At 61.3% G+C, this 15,164-nt stretch carries 15 protein-coding genes and 1 tRNA gene; 11 read left to right on the top strand and 5 right to left on the bottom strand.

The window, feature by feature from the left end:
• Positions 1-120 precede the first annotated feature (120 nt).
• Together HZ994_15255 and HZ994_15250 are read left to right on the top strand one after the other, a co-directional pair.
• Entirely contained in the window at positions 121-711 is a 591-nt protein-coding gene (locus HZ994_15255) for a hypothetical protein (GenBank protein QTN33608.1), read from the top strand.
• 16 nt (positions 712-727) lie between these two features.
• Positions 728-1,714, top strand: a complete 987-nt coding sequence (locus tag HZ994_15250) for a hypothetical protein (protein QTN33607.1) — start codon at positions 728-730, stop codon at positions 1,712-1,714.
• A 287-nt stretch (positions 1,715-2,001) separates the two neighbouring features.
• Here the strand turns inward: HZ994_15250 and HZ994_15245 are convergent.
• Positions 2,002-2,076: transfer RNA gene (locus HZ994_15245), tRNA-Thr, on the bottom strand.
• A 132-nt stretch (positions 2,077-2,208) separates the two neighbouring features.
• Here HZ994_15245 and HZ994_15240 point away from each other — a divergent pair.
• From HZ994_15240 to HZ994_15225, 4 genes are all read left to right on the top strand, one after another.
• Complete coding sequence (locus HZ994_15240; protein ID QTN33606.1) at positions 2,209-2,985, top strand: hypothetical protein; 777 nt, start codon at positions 2,209-2,211, stop codon at positions 2,983-2,985.
• A gap of 57 nt (positions 2,986-3,042) precedes the next feature.
• The gene (locus HZ994_15235) at positions 3,043-4,095 is read left to right on the top strand and encodes a peptidase M42 (GenBank protein QTN33605.1); all 1,053 of its coding nucleotides are present in this window, start codon (positions 3,043-3,045) and stop codon (positions 4,093-4,095) included.
• A 119-nt stretch (positions 4,096-4,214) separates the two neighbouring features.
• The gene (locus tag HZ994_15230) at positions 4,215-4,811 is read left to right on the top strand and encodes a redoxin domain-containing protein (protein QTN33604.1); all 597 of its coding nucleotides are present in this window, start codon (positions 4,215-4,217) and stop codon (positions 4,809-4,811) included.
• A 124-nt stretch (positions 4,812-4,935) separates the two neighbouring features.
• Entirely contained in the window at positions 4,936-5,373 is a 438-nt protein-coding gene (locus HZ994_15225; GenBank protein ID QTN33603.1) for a hypothetical protein, read from the top strand.
• A 60-nt stretch (positions 5,374-5,433) separates the two neighbouring features.
• Here the strand turns inward: HZ994_15225 and HZ994_15220 are convergent, their stop codons facing one another.
• On the bottom strand, positions 5,434-6,285 hold the full coding sequence (locus HZ994_15220) for an RNA polymerase sigma factor RpoD/SigA (protein QTN33602.1): 852 nt from the start codon (positions 6,283-6,285) through the stop codon (positions 5,434-5,436).
• A 260-nt stretch (positions 6,286-6,545) separates the two neighbouring features.
• The gene (locus tag HZ994_15215) at positions 6,546-6,917 is read right to left on the bottom strand and encodes a hypothetical protein (protein QTN33601.1); all 372 of its coding nucleotides are present in this window, start codon (positions 6,915-6,917) and stop codon (positions 6,546-6,548) included.
• A 54-nt stretch (positions 6,918-6,971) separates the two neighbouring features.
• Between HZ994_15215 and HZ994_15210 the strand changes: the two genes are divergently transcribed.
• The 5 genes from HZ994_15210 to HZ994_15190 all read left to right on the top strand — a co-directional run bounded on the left by HZ994_15210 (position 6,972) and on the right by HZ994_15190 (position 12,818).
• Positions 6,972-8,054, top strand: a complete 1,083-nt coding sequence (locus HZ994_15210; GenBank protein ID QTN33600.1) for an NTP transferase domain-containing protein — start codon at positions 6,972-6,974, stop codon at positions 8,052-8,054.
• A gap of 56 nt (positions 8,055-8,110) precedes the next feature.
• Positions 8,111-9,769: a hypothetical protein gene (locus tag HZ994_15205; GenBank protein QTN33599.1), complete on the top strand. Its 1,659-nt coding sequence runs from the start codon at positions 8,111-8,113 to the stop codon at positions 9,767-9,769.
• 89 nt (positions 9,770-9,858) lie between these two features.
• Complete coding sequence (locus HZ994_15200) at positions 9,859-10,662, top strand: prolyl oligopeptidase family serine peptidase (protein QTN33598.1); 804 nt, start codon at positions 9,859-9,861, stop codon at positions 10,660-10,662.
• A gap of 59 nt (positions 10,663-10,721) precedes the next feature.
• The gene (locus tag HZ994_15195; protein QTN33597.1) at positions 10,722-12,185 is read left to right on the top strand and encodes a PLP-dependent transferase; all 1,464 of its coding nucleotides are present in this window, start codon (positions 10,722-10,724) and stop codon (positions 12,183-12,185) included.
• 144 nt (positions 12,186-12,329) lie between these two features.
• A complete protein-coding gene (locus HZ994_15190) occupies positions 12,330-12,818 on the top strand; it encodes a hypothetical protein (GenBank protein ID QTN33596.1) in 489 nt (162 codons plus the stop codon).
• 198 nt (positions 12,819-13,016) lie between these two features.
• Here HZ994_15190 and HZ994_15185 read toward each other — a convergent pair whose 3' ends face one another.
• Positions 13,017-14,183, bottom strand: a complete 1,167-nt coding sequence (locus tag HZ994_15185; protein ID QTN33595.1) for a TIGR03862 family flavoprotein — start codon at positions 14,181-14,183, stop codon at positions 13,017-13,019.
• Positions 14,184-15,155, bottom strand: coding sequence for a KpsF/GutQ family sugar-phosphate isomerase (locus HZ994_15180; protein ID QTN33594.1), 972 nt, complete (start codon positions 15,153-15,155; stop codon positions 14,184-14,186).
• Positions 15,156-15,164: the final 9 nt, after the last annotated feature.

Genomic DNA, 15,164 nt, shown 5'->3' with positions numbered 1-15,164 from the left:
TGAATAAGGTGAGTGAAATTGAGTGGAATTCACGACCACCCCACGCAAAATGCGCTGCACGGAGGCACTTTTTTAGAATATCGTTGAAACATCCTTATTGGATGTGTAGACAGTATTCCCATGAACGAGGACAATCTCACGCGCGCGCTCAATCTCCTTGGCGAATTCCTCGCTGATGGGAGATCTGCACCCGTTTGGTTGGTCGTTGGTGGTGGCAGCGCCCTGATCGCTCAGCGCCTGAGCACCCGCCCAACCAAGGACGTTGACGTCATGGCATTGCGAGAATGGGAGGGCAATGTCATTAGCGCCTACCCGCTGCCAGCACCCGTGAAAGATGCGGCTGCGAAAGTCGCTGTAGAATTGCGCCTCGACTCGGATTGGCTCAACGGAGCTGCTTCGCTCCATGGTTTCGACCTTTCCCTGCTTCCCACCAGTTTCTGGCAAGACATCGACACCCGCGAATACGGTCAGACCCTCAAGGTCAGCTTCATCGGCAGACCTGGCCTGATACTCCTCAAACTCAGCGCAGCTCTCGGCCGCGACCAGCGCCGCGACATTGAGGACCTGCTTTCTCTCAGCCCAAACCGCGCAGAGACGGAGGGATCACTTCGTTGGATACTCCAGCACCTTCACGGCACCTCCAGCCATCACAAACTTCATCCCCTGCTCCAGGAACTCGGACATGCCGACCTCATTCCAACATTCACTTAGTCAGATCACCCGGAAGATGATCGACCTGCTCTGGCACCAATGGTCCTCCATAGGTGCCGCCGGATACGCACGCCCGGATGACAAGCGCATCATCGACCCCGAAGCCCTCATCCTGGCCACGACCCGCTTCGGTCGGCACGACTCACGCCTGATGGACGAGGCTGTCGACTGGCTGGTGAAATTCGGCAACCGCATCAGCCTGCAACGCCTGCAGGGACTCAACAAGAACTGGCCGGGGGTTGCCGATCCCCGCGTGCTTGCTGCCATCGCTGAAGTCATCGGTCGCCAAGTCGCGCACCGCAAGTGGCGTGTGCTCGTCGATGAATCTGTGGAAGCCTCCGAGCCGGAAGGCTTCTTCATCGGGAAGGATGGGAAACCCATTTCCAATTCCATGGATGCGGATCCCACCTTTTCCAAACACGGTCTGATGCGCGGGGCTCTCGATCTCCGCGGGATGAGCCAAGCTCCCGATCCTCAGAACCGACAGAACCTGATCTTCACCTTGCGCGCGCTGCTCGGCGTGAACGCCCGCGCGGAGATCATGGCATGGCTCTTGACCCACGAATCGGGCCACCCCGCCGCCATCGCCCGCTCCACCGGCTACTTCTCCAAATCCATCCAACAGATCCTCAACGAGATGGCCGAGTCCGGACAGGTGGCATCGATACGCATCGGCAGGGAAAAACACTTCTCTGTCCCCCGTCGCGAGAGTTGGCAGGAGCTGCTCTGCCCCGCCACCGAGGACGCTGCCGGTTTCCCCGTGTGGGTCGATTGGATGCCGCTGTTCTCTGTCGTCACCCACTTCGCCGAAACCATTGGCAAGCCGGGCCTCGACGACACATCCGAGCACTTCCAAGCTGCGAAACTGCGTGACGCTCTCTATGACTGCACCGCAGCGCTGGCCCAAGCAGGACGCGTTCATGCCATGCAAGCCAAACCCGGCTTACGCGGCGCATCGTTGGTCAACGCCCTCTTGGCCGACCTCGAAAAGCTGCTGGATTGAGCAGCGCAAGCAGCGTTGGTGAATCCCCGCTCGGTCGATCATCATCAAGGCCATGCGCACGATTTCTCCAAGGGTCGGCTCCCACTAAAGACAATGCCAAACGAATTATCGGACGAAATCAAAATCCCCAATTCATTAAGAAACCTAAAATAGTTGCCAAAACAGTTGCCAAAAATGCACCGTTTTGTCGGATTTCGGCGGATTCCGGCGTAAACCCACAGAATAGCCTCTCTGAGTGCCCTGAGCGGAAAACCTTATGAGACATAAGGAAAATCCCGTAAAATAAGTGGAGCCGCTGGTCGGATTTGAACCGACGACCTGCTCATTACGAATGAGCTGCTCTACCCCTGAGCTACAGCGGCGCATGGCTTGTGCGAGGGGGGAAGGGAAGCAAAAGCGGCGGGGCACGGCAAGCGGAGTTTTGATGATTTCCGAGATGGCTTTGTTTGTGCGACCGCTTGCGCGGGGCGGCATCCTCCTTCATGGTGAGATCCATGAAACAGATCCCTCTCCTGGTCGCGCTCCTGATTCCAATTGCCGGTGCCCGTGGCGGTGGCCATGCCAGCGCGGTTTGGCATGCGGAGAAAAGCGATGTTACCGCTGGTTCCCCCGTCCGCACCGTCATCCGCATGACCGTGGATGAGGGCTGGCACACATATTGGGTCAATCCGGGCGAGGGCGGAATGCCGATTGCCTTCCAGGCAGCGCTGCCCGAAGGCTGGTCTGCCGGGGAAATCCAGCATCCAGCGCCGAAGCGTTTCATGACGGGTGATTTGCCCGGTTTTGGATACGAGGGGAAAATCGACCTGGCGCTCACGATCACACCTCCAGCCGGATTTTCAGGTGCCCTGCCTGCCATGAGTGCCACGCTGTCATGGCTCGCCTGCAATGACGAAAGCTGCATCCCCGGAGAGCAAACGCTCAAGCTTGCCATTGCACCGGACAAGGCTTTGGTCGATGCCGCCCACCAAAGGCTCCCAAGGAAGCTGGAGGGTTCCTCGCTCGTTGCCCGGAACTCGGCGGATGACATCTCCATCCTCCTCACCCTGCCACCGGGGCATCCCCTCGACCCCACAAGCTGCGAGCTCTTTCCCATCACCCGGAACGTCATCGACCCGGGATCCAAGCCCAGCTTCGGGCCGCACAAGGGAGCCAAAAACACATGGGAAGCCACCGCGAAGAAAAGCGAGTATCTCGAAGGGAGTGCGGGCAAGTTCGCGTTGCTTCTGCTGTCCCAGGACGGGACGGCATGGACGGTTGGGGAGGATTGAGGAATATTTTTCCCTGCATGGTGCGGCGCATTTCCTGCTAAAGATCCCCGCACAGAGATGCATCCCTCGCCAACCGCCGACCTCTCCGCGTTCCTCATCACTCTGCGCCACCTGATCCGGGAGCCTTCCGTGGTGGGCGCGGAGGATTCCTTTTTCCGGGTGCTGCGGCGGGAACTTGAGGAAATCGACATCTCGGTGGAGCGCCACAGCGGGATCCTCGTGGCCCGCGGAAGCGATCCGGATAGCGTGATCCTCTCCGCGCACATCGACAGGAACGGCCTCGTTTGCACAGGCCCGAACGAGTTCCAGTATGCGGCGTTCATCGCCGGGAACCGGGGGGAGCTGACGGGGGATTCCGTATCCGAGCAGATGGTGGCGACCATCGCGGACCGTTTCACCGGCCAGCGGGTGCAGGCGCACTTGCCCTACACCGGCACCTACATCGGCCAGGGCACGATTTCCTCCGGCTATCTGTGCCCGAAGCGCTCGAACCTGATCTTCGAGCTCGACGGACTCGACTACCTGGAGCCGGGCACGCCGGTGGCCTTCCTGGATCGGCTCAGCCTCTCGGAGAGCCATATCTCCGCGCAGCTCGACAACGTCGTGAGCGTGGCGCTCATCATCTATCTCTACCGCATCGGGTTCAAGGGCACTGCGTTGTTCACGGCGCAGGAAGAGGCTGGCAGGAGCTGGCGCTATGCGCTGGCCTGGCTGCAGAGGGAGGGTATTTTCACCAACCGCCTCCTGGTGCTGGACACCAGCCCCTACCCTACGCCTGAGGCAGCGGCCGCGCAGGATCTGGTGCTCCGCCGCAAGGACGCGTCCGCGGAGTTCGACCCCAGGTTCACCGAGGAGATCGCGAACCGCTGCGATGTGCTGGGCATCTCCCACACCTTCAAGGACGAGTGGATCGAGCAGCAGAACCTTCTGCGTGAAAAACCCTCATCGCTGGGTAGAACGGAGCTCGGCAGGCTGGTGGCGGCCAGCGGCGGGCAGATCAACGGCACCACCCTCCAGATCCCCACGACCGGCTACCACACTGCGGAGGAAACCGCATCGCTTGCCTCAATCAAGGCCGCGATCGGACTGCTCTGCACCTTCATCCGCTGAAGAAACCGGGAGTGTCCGCCGCCCGGAAATCATTTTCCGGAAAAAACGAATTTTTCGAGACAGGACGCTTCGCTGGGGACGCTGATTTATTGTCCCTGTAAAACAAACTTCCCAAAACAATGAAATACTCCATCACAGCCACCATCGCAGCAGCATTCAGCCTTGCATTCAGCCATGCCGCTGAAATCGGCAAGGAAGCGCCGGCCTTCACGGCGACCAACGTCAAGAACGAGAAGGTCAGCCTCTCGGACTACAAGGGCAAAGTCGTGGTATTGGAATGGCTCAACTTCGGTTGCCCGTTCGTGGTGAAACATTATTCATCGAAGAACATGCAGAAGCTCCAATCCGACTACACCAGCAAGGATGTCGTTTGGATCACGGTGAACTCCTCCGCCGAGGGCAAGCAAGGCTACATGGAAGCCTCCAAGCTCGCTGAAAAAATCGATGCGGAAGGCAGCAAGGCCACCCAGGTCCTGGTGGATGCCGATGGTGCCGTAGGCAAGGCCTATGGAGCAAAGGTCACCCCGCACATGATGATCGTCGCCAAGGACGGCACCCTCGCCTACTCGGGCGCGATCGACTCAAAGCCATCCACCAACGCCGCAGACATCGAAGGCGCGGATCCGCTTTTCGCCAATGCGCTTGACGCCGTCCTCGCAGGCAAGGAAGTGGCCAACGCCAAGAACGAGCCCTATGGCTGCGGCGTGAAATATTGATTTTCGTAGTAATCCGTCTGTTGTGTTTCGGTAAAAACCGTCGTCCGTGGGGGCGGCGGTTTTTTCGTGGGGACGCCATGCTCATTAGTCTGGGCAAAGCCGGAATGTTCGGCAGAATCGGCGCATGTTCAGCACCAAGCAACTCTCGGAAGATCAGGTCGCCTCAATCCGCGCATGGGCTGCGGAAGGCGCGCAGCTGCCGGCCATACAGCTTAGGATGAGGGAGGAGTTCGGGATTTCCGTGACTTACATGGACACCCGTTTCCTGGTGCTCGATCTGGGCATCGAGCTGCTGGAGGAGAAAAAGGAAGAAGCCCAGCCCGCCATGGCTGCGGCCATTCCAACCGGAAAGGTCACCGTCACCATGGACAACGTGGCCATTCCGGGAGCCATCGTGAGCGGCAGGGCGGAGTTCTCGGACGGGGAGACGGCGATCTGGATGCTGGATCAGACCGGACGCCCCAGCCTCGATCCGAACACCCCCGGCTACCAGCCCAGCAATGAGGACATCCAGGAATTCCAGAAACAGCTCCGCGCCCTCATCGAGAGCACAGGGCTTTAGGGACAAAACGGAAAAAGGCCGCAGGACGAATCCTGCGACCTTTCTCGGATGGTAAGAGACTCAGGCAAGGCCAGTGACCGGCTTGGGAGCCGGCTTTTCCTTCTTGCGCAGGGCGCGACGCATCTTGGTGAGCGCGGAATTCTGGAGCTGCCGGATACGCTCGCGGGTCACACCGAACTCACGCCCCACCTCCTCGAGGGTCAGCGGCTTCTTGCCATTGAGGCCGAAGCGTTCGTCGATGATGCGGCGCTCGCGCTCGTCGAGGATGGAGAGCAGGCCGTCGATTTCGCCGTGAAGGTTCTTGTCGGCGAGCATATCGAGGGGATTCTCGGCGCGCTCGTCGCTGATGATTTCGCCGTAGGCCGTGGATTCCCCGTCATTGATCGGGGCGTCCAGGGATGTGGGGCGCTGCGATGCCTGCTTGAGCATGGCCATCTTGCGGCGCGGGAGACCCACCTCCTCGGCAAGCTCCTCATCGGTCGGCTCGCGGCCGAGGGCTTCCGCAAGCATCGAGGAAATGCGGCGCATTTTCGCGATCTTGTCCACCATGTGGACGGGCAGGCGTATCGTTTTGGATTGGTTGGCCAGGGCGCGCTTGATGGATTGCTTGATCCACCATGCGGCATAGGTCGAAAGCTTTCCGCCTTTTTCAGGGTCGAAACGCTCCACCGCCTTCATCAGGCCGATGTTGCCTTCGGAGATTAGGTCCATGACGGGCAGGCCGTAGTTCGAGTAGTCCTGAGCGATTTTCACGACCAGGCGCAGGTTCGCTCGGATCATGTGGGCGCGGGCTTCGCCATCGCCATCCTTGATGCGCTCGGCAAGCTCGATTTCCTCCTCGATGGTCAGGAGCGGAGTCTTGGAAATTTCGCGCAAATAGAGCTTCAGGCTGGAGTCGGATTCGTAGGACATGGTTTATCAGTGGTTAGTATCTACCTAGTAAACGTCGCAGGGAGGTCTTTTATTCCCATTTTCGTCTGGTTATTTTTGATTTCGCGGAAAGGCCAACTGCTTGGAATCCAGGTACGTATGCCATAGCATACTCCATACCTAAGACCCAACCCGTTGATAATGAGTGCTCCGCGAATGCAACCCAGCGCAGGAAAGCAGGGATTGTCACAACGGATTGTGACAAAAACGTCGCACCGGGACTTTCTGTCACCCGGGCGATATCAGATCACGCCGCGCTCGCGCAGCTCCTCGTCCACCTCATCGTGAAAGGGGGAGCCGATTCCGATATCGCGGATTTTCTGGATCTTGCGGCGCACCCCGAATTTGCTGCGCGGCCCGGTGATGAGGGCGGCGACACCATCCGCCGCAAAGGGCAGCAGCGCCGCGAGGCCAAGGATTCCGAGGCCGACGCCAAGACCCCGCCTTGCGCCGGAGTTCATGAGGTTGCCCACCAAAAGCCCTGTTGCCGCCCCAAGGATCACCGGAGCCGCCAGGGCGCTGCCTTCCACCCATACCGGGGTCGTATCTATGTGCGCATCTGCCATGCCGCCATCATAGCCATCCCTTTCACGGACGACAACTCGTAAAAGCATGTGCCCTGGAATTGTGGCTTTCCCATCCCGCAGCTTCCGCTAGCCTCCGCCCGCATGACCTCTCCGGAAAACACCTACGCACTCATCCTCGCCGGCGGCTCCGGCACCCGTTTCTGGCCCCTGAGCCGCAACGACAAGCCCAAGCAACTGCTGGATCTTTTCGGCACCGGCACACTCCTCGAACAAACGGTCACGCGCCTCGAAGGGCTTGTGCCGTTTGAAAACATACTCATCCTCACCAACTCGCTGCAAGTCGATGCCGTCCGCGCCGCCGTACCCATGCTGCCTGCGGAAAACATTTACGCGGAGCCCGCCAAGCGCGACACCGCACCCGCCGTCGCCCTCGGCATTGGCATCGTCGCCGCGCGAAACCCGGAAGCCGTGATGATGGTGCTGCCGGCAGACCAGCTCATCACCGACACCGCCGCCTACCAGTCCGTGATGCGTGATGCGCTCGCCATCGCCGCCGGCTCCGATGGCCTTGTAACCATCGGCATACGCCCCACCTGGCCGTGCCCGTCGTACGGTTACATCGAGCGCGGCGGCAAAGCCGTAATCGCCGGGTTCACCGGCCAGCACCCGCCGTATGAGGTGAAACGCTTCCGCGAAAAACCCAACCCCGAGCTGGCCGCCCAGTTCCTCGAGTCAGGCGGATTTTCCTGGAATGCAGGGATGTTCGTTTGGTCATTGCCCACCGTCATCGGGCAGCTCGCCGCACACTCGCCGGAGCTGGCGGACTTCGTTTCCGAGCTGCGCAGGAGTTCCGATCTATCCGCAACCGTCTCCGCCCAGTTCCCCGCGCTCACCCCCATCTCCATCGACTACGCGCTCATGGAAAACGCCGACCGCGTGCTCAACATCGAGGCCACCTTCGATTGGGACGATGTCGGCTCATGGGTCTCCATCGCAAAATACCTCCAGGAAAAGGACGGCGACAACCGCACCAACTGCGCCGTCTCCCAGATCGACTCCCAAAACAACATCGTTTTCAACGCAACCCCGGACATCCACATCGCACTGCTCGGCGTCGATGATCTCATCGTCGTGAAAACCGGGGACTCCCTGCTCATCGCCAACCGCCACCAGGCGGATGCCATCAAGAAACTCTCCGAGATCCTCCCGCAAAACCTGCTCTGACCAACACCGGGAAACTCCGCGTTGCACGCACCCGGATATCGGGCCATGCTCGTGGCATGCGATGGTATCTAGTTCTTGCCTTTGCCCTGGCGGCATCCGGTTCCGTCCATGCCCAGGAAACCCAGTCCGGTGAAGCCGCCAAGCCCGCAGCGACCAAGAGGAGCCTCGGATCGCTCAAGACCATCGCGGAACCCCTATCCGCCGCGCTCGCCGAGCTGAACAAGCTCCAGGAGGAGATCAAGGCCGCGGACACGGAGGATGCGCGCCAGGAAATCCAGTCCCGCATCGATGCCGAGCGCGAGAGGGTCGGCCAGCTTCGCGACAATTTCAGGGACATCGTGGGAGGCTCGGAGGCGGCGGAATACGAGGGCGAGCCGGCTGCCGGTACGGGCATCCAGGAGCAGATCAGCGAACTGGTGCAACCGGTGCTGAGCGAAATCCGGGATGCCACCTCAAAACCCCGCGAGCTGGATGCGCTGCGCAAACTCAACGCAAAATGGCAGGATAGGAAAAACAAGGCGGACACCGTGCTGGCACGGATCGACTCCCTCATCCAAAACAGCAGCAGCGAGGTGCTGTCCTCCGAGCTAAAGTCCGCCCGCGCCCTCTGGGCCAGCCGCCAGGCGGAGGCTCTCAGCCAGATCGCCGTCAGCAAAGTCCAGATCGAGAACCGAACCCGCGAGCAGCGCTCGCTCTGGGAAACCCTTTCCACGGGTCTGAGCCAATTTTTCAAGAGCAGGGGAATGAACCTGCTCATCGCCCTCTTGGCAGGGGTGTCCGGCTTCCTCGCCACCCGGAAAATCTACTCATGGATACGGCGCATCAGCCCCGTCCACAAAAAGGATGCCAACAACTTCACCAGCCGCCTTTCCGATGTCCTCGCGGCAGCCACCGCCGGCCTCGTGGCACTCGCCGCAGTGATCCTCGCGTTCTATGCACGTGGCGACTGGCTGCTGCTCACCCTCGTCGTCATTTTCCTCATCGGCGTGGCATGGGCGGGAAAAACCGCAATCCCGCCCTACCTTGAACAGATCCGCATGATCCTCAACCTCGGCTCCGTCCGCGAGGGCGAGCGCGTCATCTACCAAGGCCTGCCATGGAAGGTCTCCTCCCTCGGGTTTTTCACCACATTCACCAACCCGAACCTCAAGGGTGGCATGATGCGCATCCCCATCCGCGATGTCATGGGCATGATCTCGCGCCCGGTCACCCAGAAAGAGGTGTGGTTCCCCACAGAAGAAGATGATTGGGTGATCCTCTCCGACGGCACCTATGGCAAAACCATCACCCAAACGCCGGATCAGGTGGTTGTCCTCAGGCTCGGCGGCAGCATGAAAACCTATCCCACCGCAGACTTCCTGGAGCTCGCCCCGGAAAACCTCTCCAAAGGCTTCCGGCTCAGCATCGTGTTTGGCATCGACTACCGGCATCAGGCGGACTGCACCACCACGATCCCGGAGGTTTTCAGCGAAGCGCTCAAAGCAAGTCTGCTTTGTGACTATGGCCGCGATGCGATACGCTCAATCAAGACAGAATTCTCTTCCGCATCCGCATCCTCACTGGACTACACCGTGCTCGCCGATTTCGACGGCTCCGTGGCACACCGCTACAATGCCCTCCAGAGGAAAATCCAGGCCATCTGCGTGGAGGTCTGCAACGAGAACGGCTGGGTCATCCCATTCACGCAGGTCACCGTCCACCAAGCGCACCCGTAGGCACCCACCCCGCAGCCAGAAAAACGCCCCGCACAGCCCCCCTTTCCGCGTCTCACATCACCCCCTCGCATCCCAAGAGCATCCAGCCCATGAAGCCCTTCCCTCTCGCAGCCCTGTTCTCTGCGTCCACCATGATTTGCGCGTTTTCCGGTGAAGTCGCCCCGGGAACAAAACAGCTCCCCCTGCCCGGAGAGAGCCTGGTTTTCGATGGCCATGAGGCATTCCTGATTTCCCCGGAAACACCCTTCCCTGGCAACCCATGGGTCTGGTATGCGCCTACCTTGGAAGGGCTTCCCTCCAAGGCCGAGGTCTGGATGTTCAGCCGCTTCCTCGCCAAGGGCATCGCTATCGCCGGCATCGATGTCGGCGAGTCCTACGGCAGCCCCGATGGGAGGAAAACCTACAACGATTACCACGCCTACCTGACAGGGAAACGGAAGCTCTCCGCAAAACCCGTGCTTCTCGCCCGCAGCCGCGGTGGCCTGATGCTCTACAACTGGGCGGTGGAAAAACCGCAATCGGTGGCCGCCATCGCCGGGATCTATCCGGTCTGCAACATCGTCAGCTACCCGGGCGTCGGGCGTGCGGCCGGTGCCTACCACATGACTGCGGCGGAACTCGAGGCGAAACTCGGCGAACACAATCCCATCTCCCGGCTCGCCCCGCTGGCGAAAGCGAAGGTGCCGCTCTTCCACATCCATGGCGACAATGACAAAACCGTTCCATTGGATGCGAACTCGGGCGAACTCATGAAACGTTACAAGGCACTGGGAGGCCCATGGATGCTTGAGACGGTCCCCGCCGGCGGCCACGATATGGGCGCCCACTGGTTCCAATCCCAGCCTCTAACGGATTTCATCGTCGCCGAAGCCCTGGCCGCCGCAGGCAGGTGAGGTGCCCGTAGTCGCGAAACAGGCTTGCCCAAGCCGCCCTCCCGGTTCATCTACCACCTGTGCGCGATCTCCTGGCAAACCCCGCGTGGCAAGAGGAGGATCTCGGCATTCCGCTGCCGGATTCCACCCATGCCTGCTCCGTCTGCCTCCCGTCCTGGGAGGCGGTCGTCGGCTATGAGGAAGGCCGTGAAAAAATCATCAGAAGGCTGCGCACCGGCTACCCCCGCTTTTTCAAACATCCCACCGTCGAGCGGCTCATCGACAACGCCCGCGCCGAACTCGCCTCCGATGGCGAGGACGTCCTGGTTCTGCCAACGAAACTCTCCTCACAGCGCGCCCACCGCTGGCTGGAGAGGCATTCCGAGAGCGCCGTGCGCAGCACCTCCTACAACGGCTTCCAAGCGCTCATTTTCCCCGCAAAAGCCAAAATCCTCGCCAGCCAATACTGGCGCTTCTCCGGCGAAGGCGTCTCCTCCCGCCAAGCCCAGGACTACCTGGACGGCGAGCTCCGCTTGGGCTCGAAATCCCACCTCCTCTCACGTGCCATCGCCAAGCTCAACGGCGGTGACCCCGATAAAACCTTCCTTTTCTCAAGCGGCATCTCCGCCGCCCTCTCCGCCCTCCGCTCCCTACCCGGCCTCAGGGAGGGCAAAAAGACCCTCCAGCTCGAGTTCCCTTACGTCGATTCCCTCAAAATCCAGGAACGCTTCGGCAACGGCGTCGTCTATCTCAACGAGGCCGAGGGCGAGTCCTTCGACGAAGCGCTCCAACGAATCCGCGCCGGCGAATTCGCGGGAGTCTTCGCCGAAATCCCATCCAACCCCCTGCTCCGCACCATCGACGCGAAGCGCGTCCACGAAGCCTGCCGCTTCTCCCGCACCCCCCTCGTGCTCGACGATTCCGCCACCGGCCCGCTCAATGTGGACGCCCTCCGCTTTGCGGACATCCTCACCTCCTCCCTCACGAAATGGGTCTCCGGGGCCGGCGATGTCATGGCTGGCGCCGCCACCGTTTCCGCCGATTCCCCGTTGGCCGAGGTTCTCACGGAGTCCATTTCCACAGACGCCGCCGAGTGCGCCCCGCTCTACATTGCCGATGCCGAGGTGCTGCTCTCCAACCTCAAGGGCTACGCAAAGCGCAACAAGGCCATCAACGCGAACGCCCTCGCCCTCGTCGCCTTCCTCAAGGATCACCCCGCCATCGGGAACATCTGGCACCCGTCCCTCACCAACACCCCGCGCTACGAGGCGGTGATGCGCAAAAACGGCGGCCACGGCGGGCTTCTTTCCATCGCCCTCGCAAACCCGAAAAAGGCACCCAAGGTGTACGACGCCCTGGAGCTTTCCAAAGGCCCATCCTTCGGCACCGCCTTCACCCTCGTCTGCCCCTACACCCTCCTCGCCCACTACGAGGAACTCGGCTGGACCGAGGACTGTGGCGTCCCCACCAACCTCCTCCGCATCTCCGTCGGACTCGAGCCGGTTGACACCATCATCGCCGCCTTCGCCAAAGCGCTGGACTGAGGGGCGGATATCTTCCGCGCGGCCATGCCGTTTGTGCGCGATCTGGGCTAGGCGATCCCCAAAAAATGTTCATCCGAACATTTTCCTTGCCATCCCCGGAAAAAGATGTTCATGTGATTACTCCTAACAACACCAAACACAGCCATGAACGCACTACCTACCGAAACCACGCCAACAAGCACACGCACCGAGAACAACGGCTACGAGCGCCTGCCGGAACATGCGATTTACAAACCGAACTCCCGCGGCAACGGCGGGGTCATCCGCTTCGGACTGAACCCTTCCAAGGGCGCGGTCTTCGTCGATGCCGCCCCGCAGACCGGCGAGCGCCAGTTCGACTGGGAAAACAAGATCATCATGAAATGGGGCATGCCCGATCTCGGTGCCGCACTCTCTGTCCTCCAAGGCCGCGAGGACGAGGCGAAACTCTTCCACAAGACCGAGAAATCCAACAGCGCCTTCAACCTCTCCCGCCGCGACGATCCGGAACGAGCACCCTACCTCGTCTCCCTCTCCCGGCAGGACGCGGGCGACAAAACGGTCGGGAAAGTCACCATCCCACTCAGCCACGCGGATGCAGCCATCCTCGAAACCGCCCTCCGAGCCGCCGTAACAAGGCTGCTCGGCTGGTGAACCCGATTCGCCGATGATGGAGAGCGGGATTAAGCCCACCAAGGGATGCGGGTTTCGACCCGCATCCTTGCACCCCGCTCATGTCCTTCTGAAATACGCATGGCCGGACCAAGCCCAACCCGGCTTATGCCATTCGGCCCAGGCTTGCAGGGGTGCCCTCCGAAGCCGCGGAGCGCGGAGGAGGGAGCTCCGCGCAGGCTACCCTGGGAACACGCCCGCCGCCGTTCCGGCTCTTGTTCCGGTGGCAAAGGCGGCCTGGAGCAGGTATCCTCCTGTCGGCGCATCCCAATCGATCATCTCTCCGCATGCGAAGACTCCGGGAAATTTCCGCAGCATGAGGTTCGCATCGAGTTCTTCCCATGAAATCCCCCCGGCCGAAGAGATCGCCTCGGCGAGGGGGCGGGATCCGGTGAAGGCGATGGGGCAGGACTTGGCCAAAGCTGCGAGGGCGGCCGGGGATTCCGGGTGCTTTTCGGAAAGAATGGCTGCTGCCGCTTTGCCGAGTTTCCAGCGGCGGATCGCGCTCTCCAGGAAATCCCCGGAGTTGCCGCCAAGTTTCTCCACAAGTTGTTCACATCGGAAGGTCGGCTTGAAGTCGATGTGGATACGCGGCTGCTCCATCGCCCTGAGCTCGCGACCCAGGGCGTAGATGGCTCCGCCCTCCAGGCCATACCGGGTAAGCAAAAGCTCGCCGGAAACGGTCGTTTCTCCGGCGCTCACGGAGATATTCTTGATCGGCAATCCCTCGGCGGCGGCAAGGGTTTCGGGCATCCAGCCGCACTCCCATCCGCAGTTCGATGGGAGCAATTGTGAACAACCTATCCCGAGTTCCCGGAATTTCTCGACCCATCCGCCATCCGATCCGGTCTTGGGCCAGGAGCCGCCGCCGAGGGCGAAAACGACAGCCGTCCCCCGGACTTCCGCGCCGTTCGCGAAGCGGAGCACGTTGCCGGGAAGAAGCTCCGTCCAGAGGTGCCGCGGTCGGATTTCCACCCCCTTTTCCCTCAGCCTCGCCAGCCAGGCGCGGAGCACGGGCGCCCCTTTGAGAGCCTTCGGATAGACCCTGCCGCTGGATGCCTGGAATGTTTCCAGCCCCAGCCCGTGACTCCATGCCCGCAGTGCGGTGTTATCGAAATTCGCGATCATGCCCCTCCAATCCCCTGCCCCTTGATAATTCGCGACGAAAGCTTCCAAGCCCCCCTCATGCGTTAGGTTCAGCCCGCCTTTTCCGGCCACGAGGAATTTCCTGCCCACCGAGGGCTTGCCGTCGAACACGACGACCTTTCGCCCCGTTTCCGCCGCCACCTCGGACGCACGCAGCCCCGCCGGGCCACCGCCGATGATGGCAATGTCGATCCCTTCCATTCAGACGAGTTTCAGCCGGGCGAGATCCTGGGCATCGATCAGGCCGACGGGTTTGCCCTCGGCGTTGACGACCACGATATCGTCGATGCGTTTCTCGCCGACCTTTTTCACGGCCTCCACCGCGAGCGAATCCTCGGTGAGGGAGATCGGGTCGCGCGTCATCAGATCGGCCACGGGCAATGCGCCGAGACCGGAATTTTTCTCGTAGCCGCGGGCGAAATCCCCGTGGGTGAAAATCCCGGCCAGGGTGCCCTGCTCTCCGAGGATGAGGCAGGCTCCGGCGCGGCTGCGGTTCATTTCCGCCACGGCATCGATCACCTGCGCGGAAAGCGGGACGGTGGGCATTTTTTCCTCGCGGCGCATCACATCGCCCACCTTGAGCAGCAGCGCCCGGCCCAACGAACCGCCGGGGTGGTAGCGGGCGAAATCGTGTTCGGTGAAACCGCGCGCTTCGAGCAGCACCATGGCCAGCGCATCGCCCATCACCATCATCGCGGTGGAGGAGGAGGTCGGGGCCAAGTTCATCGGGCAGGCCTCGCGGGAGACCGAGGTATCGAGAAAAACATCCGCAGAGCGCGAGAGGGAGGAGTCCGCCTTGCCACAGAGCGCGATGACCTTGACATCAAAGCTGCGCAGAAACGGCAGCAATCCCAGCAACTCATCGGTCTCGCCGGAATAGGAAAGCGCCAGCACCACATCGCCGTCGGAGAGCAGGCCGAGATCGCCATGGAGCGCGTTCTGGGAATTGAGGACGACGGAGGTCGCGCCGGTGGAGTTGAGGGTCGCGGCGATCTTGTGGCCGACGTTCCCGGATTTCCCGACGCCGACGATGACCACCTTGCCCCTTGCTTCCAGCGATTCCTGGATCAGCCGGACGGCCTCACCAAAACCGGGGCCGATGCGCGAAGCCATGTCCCGCAGGCTGTCCGCCTCCATGCCGATGACAGCCCTCGCCTTTTCTTCGAAATCCATGGCCGCCAG

Source organism: Akkermansiaceae bacterium, assembly GCA_017798145.1.
In the GTDB taxonomy this organism is placed as follows: domain Bacteria; phylum Verrucomicrobiota; class Verrucomicrobiia; order Verrucomicrobiales; family Akkermansiaceae; genus Luteolibacter.
The sequence above is the reverse complement of the archived record's forward strand: the minus strand, read 5'-3'. Positions and strand labels throughout refer to the sequence as shown.

Excerpts from the sequence above, each read along its gene's own strand:
- HZ994_15200 (QTN33598.1), top strand. The coding sequence starts at position 9,859 with ATGAAGCCCTTCCCTCTCGCAGCCCTGTTCTCTGCGTCCACCATGATT.
- HZ994_15190 (QTN33596.1), top strand. The coding sequence starts at position 12,330 with ATGAACGCACTACCTACCGAAACCACGCCAACAAGCACACGCACCGAG.
- HZ994_15210 (QTN33600.1), top strand. The coding sequence starts at position 6,972 with ATGACCTCTCCGGAAAACACCTACGCACTCATCCTCGCCGGCGGCTCC.
- HZ994_15230 (QTN33604.1), top strand. The coding sequence starts at position 4,215 with ATGAAATACTCCATCACAGCCACCATCGCAGCAGCATTCAGCCTTGCA.
- HZ994_15205 (QTN33599.1), top strand. The coding sequence starts at position 8,111 with ATGCGATGGTATCTAGTTCTTGCCTTTGCCCTGGCGGCATCCGGTTCC.
- HZ994_15215 (QTN33601.1), bottom strand. The coding sequence starts at position 6,917 with ATGCTTTTACGAGTTGTCGTCCGTGAAAGGGATGGCTATGATGGCGGC.
- HZ994_15250 (QTN33607.1), top strand. The coding sequence starts at position 728 with ATGATCGACCTGCTCTGGCACCAATGGTCCTCCATAGGTGCCGCCGGA.
- HZ994_15240 (QTN33606.1), top strand. The coding sequence starts at position 2,209 with ATGAAACAGATCCCTCTCCTGGTCGCGCTCCTGATTCCAATTGCCGGT.
- HZ994_15235 (QTN33605.1), top strand. The coding sequence starts at position 3,043 with ATGCATCCCTCGCCAACCGCCGACCTCTCCGCGTTCCTCATCACTCTG.
- HZ994_15225 (QTN33603.1), top strand. The coding sequence starts at position 4,936 with ATGTTCAGCACCAAGCAACTCTCGGAAGATCAGGTCGCCTCAATCCGC.
- HZ994_15255 (QTN33608.1), top strand. The coding sequence starts at position 121 with ATGAACGAGGACAATCTCACGCGCGCGCTCAATCTCCTTGGCGAATTC.
- HZ994_15185 (QTN33595.1), bottom strand. The coding sequence starts at position 14,183 with ATGGAAGGGATCGACATTGCCATCATCGGCGGTGGCCCGGCGGGGCTG.
- HZ994_15180 (QTN33594.1), bottom strand. The coding sequence starts at position 15,155 with ATGGATTTCGAAGAAAAGGCGAGGGCTGTCATCGGCATGGAGGCGGAC.
- HZ994_15220 (QTN33602.1), bottom strand. The coding sequence starts at position 6,285 with ATGTCCTACGAATCCGACTCCAGCCTGAAGCTCTATTTGCGCGAAATT.